The sequence below is a fragment of the Bacillus sp. EKM202B genome, from assembly GCF_011066025.1.
Lineage (GTDB): Bacteria > Bacillota > Bacilli > Bacillales > Bacillaceae_G > Bacillus_A > Bacillus_A toyonensis.
The window spans coordinates 14014-20509 of the sequence record NZ_JAAMNK010000051.1; the positions used below are offsets into that span (position 1 = coordinate 14014).

Here is a 6496-nt window from a genome sequence, read left to right on the forward strand (position 1 = left end):
CAAGTATGAAGTAAAAGAACAACCAGTAGATGGATATAAATCCGAAGTAAAAGGTTATGACATTACAAATACAAAAGTAGCGCAAACAAAAGTAGAAGGAACGAAGACGTGGAAGGATGGAAATGCGACAAACCGTCCGACAACGATCAAAGTAGACCTACTACAAAATGGAAAAGTAATTGATACAAAAGAAGTGAGCGCAGCGGGCGAATGGAAATATGCGTTTACAGATTTAGCGGCATATGATGCCGAAGGAAATGCATACAAGTATGAAGTAAAAGAACAACCGGTGGATGGATATAAATCAGAGGTTCATGGTTATGACATCACAAATACAAAAGTAGGCCAAACGAAGGTAGAAGGAACGAAGACATGGAAAGACGATAACGCGAAAGATCGTCCGGAAATGATTACAGTAGACCTTTTACAAAATGGTACAGTGATTGCGACGCAAGAAGTAAGCAACGTAACAGGCTGGAAATACGAATTCAAAGATTTAGCAGCGTATGATACAGAAGGTAAAGCATACAAGTATGAAGTGAAAGAGCAAGCAGTACCAGGATATGAATCAAAAGTAAGTGGTACTGACATCACAAATACAAAAGTAGGTCAAACAAAAGTAAAAGGAACGAAGACATGGAAAGACGGAAATGCGAAAGATCGTCCGGAAATGATCAAAGTAGACTTACTACAAAACGATAAAGTAGTAGATACAAAAGAAGTAACAGCGGCAACAGAATGGAAGTACACATTTGAAAACCTAAAAGCATACGATGCAGAAGGTAAAGCATACAAGTATGAAATAAAAGAACAAGCAGTACCAGGATATGAATCAAAAGTAAGTGGTACTGACATCACAAATACAAAAGTAGGCCAAACAAAGGTAGAAGGAACAAAGACATGGAAAGACGGAAATGCGAAAGATCGTCCGGAAATAATCAAAGTAGACTTACTACAAAATGGCAAAGTAATTGCAACACAAGAGGTAAGTAAAGCAAATGAATGGAAGTACGTGTTTACAGATTTAGCGGCATATGATGCCGAAGGAAATGCATACAAGTATGAAGTAAAAGAACAGCCAGTAGATGGATATAAATCAGAGGTAAAAGGTTATGACATTACGAATACAAAAGTAGGCGAAACAAAAGTAGAAGGAACGAAGACATGGAAGGATGACAATGCGAAAGACCGTCCGACAATGATCAAGGTAGATCTACTACAAAATGGCAAAGTGATCGCAACAAAAGAAGTGAGCGCAGCAGATGAATGGAAATATGCGTTTACAGACTTAGCAGCATATGATGCCGAAGGAAATGCATATAAGTATGAAGTGAAAGAACAACCAGTGAATGGATATAAATCAGAGGTACATGGTTATGACATCACGAATACAAAAGATCCAAAAGAACCAAGTACAGATCCAAAAGAACCAAGTACAGATCCAAAAGATCCAAGTACGGATCCAAAAGATCCAAGTACGGATCCAAAAGATCCAAGTACGGATCCAAAAGATCCAAGTACAGATCCAAAAGATCCAAGTATAGATCCAAAAGATCCAAGTATAGATTCAAAAAATCCATCTACTCAAGAAAATTCTAAGACATCAGTATGGCTTCCTAAAACAGGTGGAACATCAATGGATATGATTTCATATATTGCTGGAATGTTGTTATTGGCTTTAGGTGGATTCGTATTTATTCGTCAACGAATGAGATAAAAAGACTTGTTATGTTGGTTTGAATTATAGCTTGATCAAAGTATTGCTGTAAATATTGATTTTATAAATAGAGGAGACCCACACATTTTGAAAAAAGTTTAATCAAAATGTGTGGGTCTTAATTTTTTATAATCAATTGTGTTTTTTGTGTTTACTTTCATTTAATACACCATCAGCTAGAAATTTAATACTTGCCCCTATGCTTAAAGCAAATATTACTCCTCCTATTTTAGTCTGATAGAGATTAAATATAAATAATACAACAGTAAGTACAATACTTAAGATAGCAATCATATAATATTTATTCATAGACTAACTCCTTTTATTGCAATTTTGATAGATTGTTATTTCGAATCTCATAGATATAATCACTTAGCTGATTTTTAAACTCTTCAATATGAGTAACAAATATTAAACTATTACCTTTTTTAAGAAACTTAATTAAAACTTTGTATATTTCTTGTTGGGAACCTTTATCAAGCGCTGTAAAAGGTTCATCTAATAATAGAAGATCTACATTACGGCTAATCATAGAAATGAGGAACAGTTTATATTTCATTCCTAAAGAATACGTATGTACTTGATTGTTTAAAACTTCTTGACTAAGTTCAAATAAATTACAATACATCTTAATATTTTGAATGTAAGTGTCTTCATCCCTTATTTTCCACAAGGCGCGTATGTATTGGATATTTTCCCATCCTGTAAGTAAGTCAAAAATGGGTGGGTTGTTAGGGATGAAGGCTGTACTCCTCCTGAAATCTAACAAATCAATATGTTTTTTATCTTTATGAACTTTTGTTTCGACTCCGGTAATTATATAATTTAAAAATGTAGTTTTACCAGAACCATTTGCTCCAGTGATACAGTATGATTTTCCACTCTCAATAGTAATAGAAGCGGCATTTAAAACTATTTTATTATCGAATTGTAATTTTGGAACTTGAATTTTATATGCCAATGCCTATCCCCCCGAATAATTGAACCATATTTAAACTGATAACTATAGCAAATAAAATGGATAAAATTACTTTTGAGAATTTATTACTAAAACCTACTAATTTTGTAAACCCAATATACATTGTTATACAAACCAATCCGACACTTAGTAATGAGAATACTACAAAAATAAACTGAGGTAAATCACTTCCAAAATTTATGATTGTTAGAAAGTTTAATGCTTGTGTAATTAAAAAAATGGAGGTTCCTGATAATATTACACTATACATTCTTTTTATGGATAAATCCGGTTTATTCATTAGACCTATTAATGACCAAAACATTGTAAAAATAAAACATAGTATGAGTATAAATGGTGTTATAATCGCAGATATTAACACCATTATGGTTAACCAATCTTTGAATTCATTAAATGACTTAAAGGTGTAAATAATTGTAGATAATAAGGTATTAAAGAATAATATAGAAACAATATTAAATAAAATAACCTTTTTTTTAGTATTAAAAAATGAACTAGAATTATTTTCTTTTACTTTCATTGTAATTCTCCTTTTAAAATGAACTATAGTAACCTTCAATTAGAGCTGCTAATCCACAACATACAGATGCGATTAAAATTACACTTCCAATTTCTAAATAAACTCCCTTCCAAGAAAAAGATTTGGTCTTTATTTTCATCAGAATATAAATAGGTAAACAGGTAATAGAAGACATTAAAAATATAGAAAGTAATTCGGGTAATGCGTGTGGCAAAAAGCCAGTTAATATAGGAGACATTCCTGTGCTTTTAAATATTGTATATAAAGTCTCACCAACTATTACACCGTTGAAAACTACAACAAAGAGAGAATAGACCCCTCCTGTTAAAGTTCCTATAACTAAAATACTGAAAAGCACTAAAATATTATTATTAAAAACCGTAGATACATCTAAATTATTTGGTTTTAGAGTAACAACCTGATCACTAACAGAGAAACAACCATAAGTAAATCCAATTAAAAATAATAATATTTGTACCAGTATTAATAATGTCCAAGGAAAAATTAAGATTTCTTTTTTCATTCCCTCACAACCTTAACCATTTAGAGTCAAATTTTTTAATGTTATTTACTGCGTATTTTTTAGAAACAATTATAAATAATACGCTTATTAAAATATAAAAGATTACGTATGCAGAAAAAATATAAAACATTACTTGTACTGGAATTTTCATGAATAATAAAAAATATAGAAAGTATAGTAACGGTAGTACTAATATTTTTCTTGGTATCGCTTGAATTTTGTTAATTAGTTCTTCTTCTTCTGTGGTACCGACATCCATATAAGTAATGTAGTCTGTTTTAATTAGATAAGTAGTAGCCCACATTTGAACTATAGGTACCAATTTAAATGTAATAAATATTATTATTAGACCAAAAATATATGTGATATTTACAGAAATCATATATACGGTAAATATCAACAAGAACATTGTAGGAATAATCATTAAAGTATACATTAATAAAATTTTACTTTTATATAATGGGAGCATACCTGTTCCGGAGAAACGAAATAATAAGATTTTTTCTTTCATTGCTCCTAATAAAAATAACTGTGGATACTCTGTTCTTAATTCAAAACAGTGATTGAACATAATCAACAATACTAGCGCCATATATAGTAGATATTCCAAGGCACCATCTTGTGAAGATTGAAATAAATTAAAGAAAAGCCCCATATAAAATAGAGATTCATATGTAAAGAAAATTAATTGGAAAAATTTTGGAGAGATTAAAAATCTTTCTCTTTCCAATAATTTAATTTCAAAATCCAACATACTATCTTTAAATATCCTTTTATTAAACAATGAATATAATTTTGAAAAATAATGCAATAAATCTTTTTCATTTTTTAGCGAAACTATAAATCTATTTAGTAATGGTTTACTTTTTATAGATAAAACAAACCCTATACATATAAATAAAACTAAGCTCATATAAGGTGAAAAAATTATATAATTACAAATCGATTTCAATACGAATACTACTTTGTTAATGCTGTCTATTAAAGGATTAATAATGGAATAAAAAAGCTCTTGCGTAACGCTTTTTGCATAATCTTCATTAGTTAAGATCTTAAATGTAACAATACGTTCACGTACTACGTGAAATGGCTGTTTTAAAATATCTACAAATTTATAACCTAAGAAAAAGAATAAACATGAAAATGCAAGATAAAATAAAAATCGAATTGCTCCTATAGGTTTTTGAATTTTACTAATGAAATAGGAAGCGGAAATTTTATTAAATAACGTAAATATTAATATTAGTAGTAAAAAACAATTTATAAGCAAAAGAATGGAATAAAAAAATCCTTTTAAATGTATGCTCAATATAAACAATAAAGTTAAGCTACTAATATTTCCGAACAATGCCCATAACAAAGAAGAAAGCATATTTAAATTATAGATTTCTTCCATAGTAAACAGACTATATACGTATATATCCGATTTTAATATCGCAGTTTCTTTATACGAAATAATTGATTTAATGAAGATAGAAATTATCAAGAAACCAACATTAATATATAAAATGTTCCACATATAATGCTCAATAAATAAAATAGATGCGATATAAAAACCTACAACTCCTATGATTATTTTAAATAACAAACTACAAAGAATTAAATTTCTATTGGATATACGTTTAGTAAAAGAAAAACGATTTAAGATTGCGGAATATTGAGTTGTAAATTTTAATTTAAAATCTATTGATAGAAGTTTTAAGATGTTCACAATTACCTCCATTATTATTTTATAATTTAATTTAAGAAAGAGACTGAATATTAATATCCAGTCTCCTTCTTAAATTAAAATAAATTAGTAAGCGATTGCTGCTTTTTTACCTTTTTCTTTAGCTAAATCCGTAAGGTATTTTCTAATACCTTGCGCTCCAGCTGCAGCAACTAGAGATGCTCCACCTGTTCCAAGAGAACCGATTAAAGCAACAAGAGATACGCCCCAAGAGATATAGTCAAGCCACGCAAAAACTTGTGCAGCTGCAACGGTAGATAAATTGAATTCCTTCACTAAATTCATTTCAGGTAGAATTCCTAATAAGAATGCATATGAAGCCAATAACGCACCACCTACTGCAAGTAAAGCACCAAAGCTGACTGCTCTTCCTTTAACTGAATATGTCATAATATCGCCTCCTTCCATGACCCAATAGTAATATTGATATTCCAAAATTGCAATAATTTTCTAACTAATTAATCAGATTAAACAATATTTTCAGATAATAATGGATTTGTATAAATATGCTATCAGTTTATATGGTGATAGCATCTTATATCTTATAAAATATGGAACTATGTTCCTTTCTATTTTATTTGTATTCGTATGAATGTATATTAATACTTATTAAAATCTCATAATCTAGTTATATGTAATATTGCATATTAATTCCGATTATTTTTCATGTTATATTATTTTATTACCATGTGTTTAGTGGTATTTAATTTTGAAAGGAGAAAGGTTATGTTACCAAATACAGTTCGTACTCCAAACAAGAAGAAGAAATGGATTATTATCGGAGTTATTGCAATAATTGTCATTGTGGCAGCAGTCAATATTTTTGTTATGCAAGGTAAGAAGAAAGTAACAGCGAAGACAGATACTGTAAGTTTTGAGAAAGTAACAGAGCGTAAGCTGAATAATACAAAGTTAATTTCGGGTCAGGTGAAGCCTGGGAATATTGAAAGCTTCTATGCGGATCCGGCCAAAGGAAAAGTGAAAGATATTGAGGTAAAAGAGGGACAAGAGGTAGAGAAAGGTACGAA

General features: G+C 29.9%; 7 protein-coding genes and 1 pseudogene. 2 read left to right on the plus strand and 6 right to left on the minus strand.

Translation table 11 applies throughout. The annotated features are described in order from the left end of the window. The coding region (locus G9F74_RS28140) for a Cna B-type domain-containing protein (protein WP_165406365.1) at window positions 1-1717 on the plus strand (1717 nt) is incomplete at its 5' end. Window positions 1718-1849: 132 nt separating this feature from the next. On the opposite strand, the gene G9F74_RS28145 is transcribed toward G9F74_RS28140, so the two are convergent. The 6 genes from G9F74_RS28145 to G9F74_RS28170 all read right to left on the minus strand — a co-directional run bounded on the left by G9F74_RS28145 (window position 1850) and on the right by G9F74_RS28170 (window position 5858). Continuing rightward, a complete protein-coding gene (locus G9F74_RS28145; protein WP_016106965.1) occupies window positions 1850-2026 on the minus strand; it encodes a hypothetical protein in 177 nt (58 codons plus the stop codon). 13 nt (window positions 2027-2039) lie between these two features. Further along, on the minus strand, window positions 2040-2678 hold the full coding sequence (locus G9F74_RS28150) for an ATP-binding cassette domain-containing protein (protein ID WP_016106964.1): 639 nt from the start codon (window positions 2676-2678) through the stop codon (window positions 2040-2042). Further along, entirely contained in the window at window positions 2668-3216 is a 549-nt protein-coding gene (locus tag G9F74_RS28155) for a hypothetical protein (RefSeq protein WP_016106963.1), read from the minus strand. The genes G9F74_RS28150 and G9F74_RS28155 overlap by 11 nt, the downstream gene beginning before the upstream one ends. Before the next feature lie 13 nt (window positions 3217-3229). After that, a complete protein-coding gene (locus G9F74_RS28160; protein ID WP_016106962.1) occupies window positions 3230-3739 on the minus strand; it encodes a stage II sporulation protein M in 510 nt (169 codons plus the stop codon). Window positions 3740-3743: 4 nt separating this feature from the next. Continuing rightward, complete coding sequence (locus G9F74_RS28165; RefSeq protein WP_016106961.1) at window positions 3744-5450, minus strand: hypothetical protein; 1707 nt, start codon at window positions 5448-5450, stop codon at window positions 3744-3746. 84 nt (window positions 5451-5534) lie between these two features. Then, complete coding sequence (locus G9F74_RS28170; protein ID WP_016106960.1) at window positions 5535-5858, minus strand: circular bacteriocin, circularin A/uberolysin family; 324 nt, start codon at window positions 5856-5858, stop codon at window positions 5535-5537. A gap of 336 nt (window positions 5859-6194) precedes the next feature. Between G9F74_RS28170 and G9F74_RS28175 the strand changes: the two are divergent. Further along, window positions 6195-6496, plus strand: a pseudogene (locus tag G9F74_RS28175) (efflux RND transporter periplasmic adaptor subunit); the annotation flags it as partial.

Coding starts and splice junctions, on each gene's coding strand:
- G9F74_RS28170 (WP_016106960.1), bottom strand. CDS start 5,858: ATGACATATTCAGTTAAAGGAAGAGCAGTCAGCTTTGGTGCTTTACTT.
- G9F74_RS28155 (WP_016106963.1), bottom strand. CDS start 3,216: ATGAAAGTAAAAGAAAATAATTCTAGTTCATTTTTTAATACTAAAAAA.
- G9F74_RS28160 (WP_016106962.1), bottom strand. CDS start 3,739: ATGAAAAAAGAAATCTTAATTTTTCCTTGGACATTATTAATACTGGTA.
- G9F74_RS28145 (WP_016106965.1), bottom strand. CDS start 2,026: ATGAATAAATATTATATGATTGCTATCTTAAGTATTGTACTTACTGTT.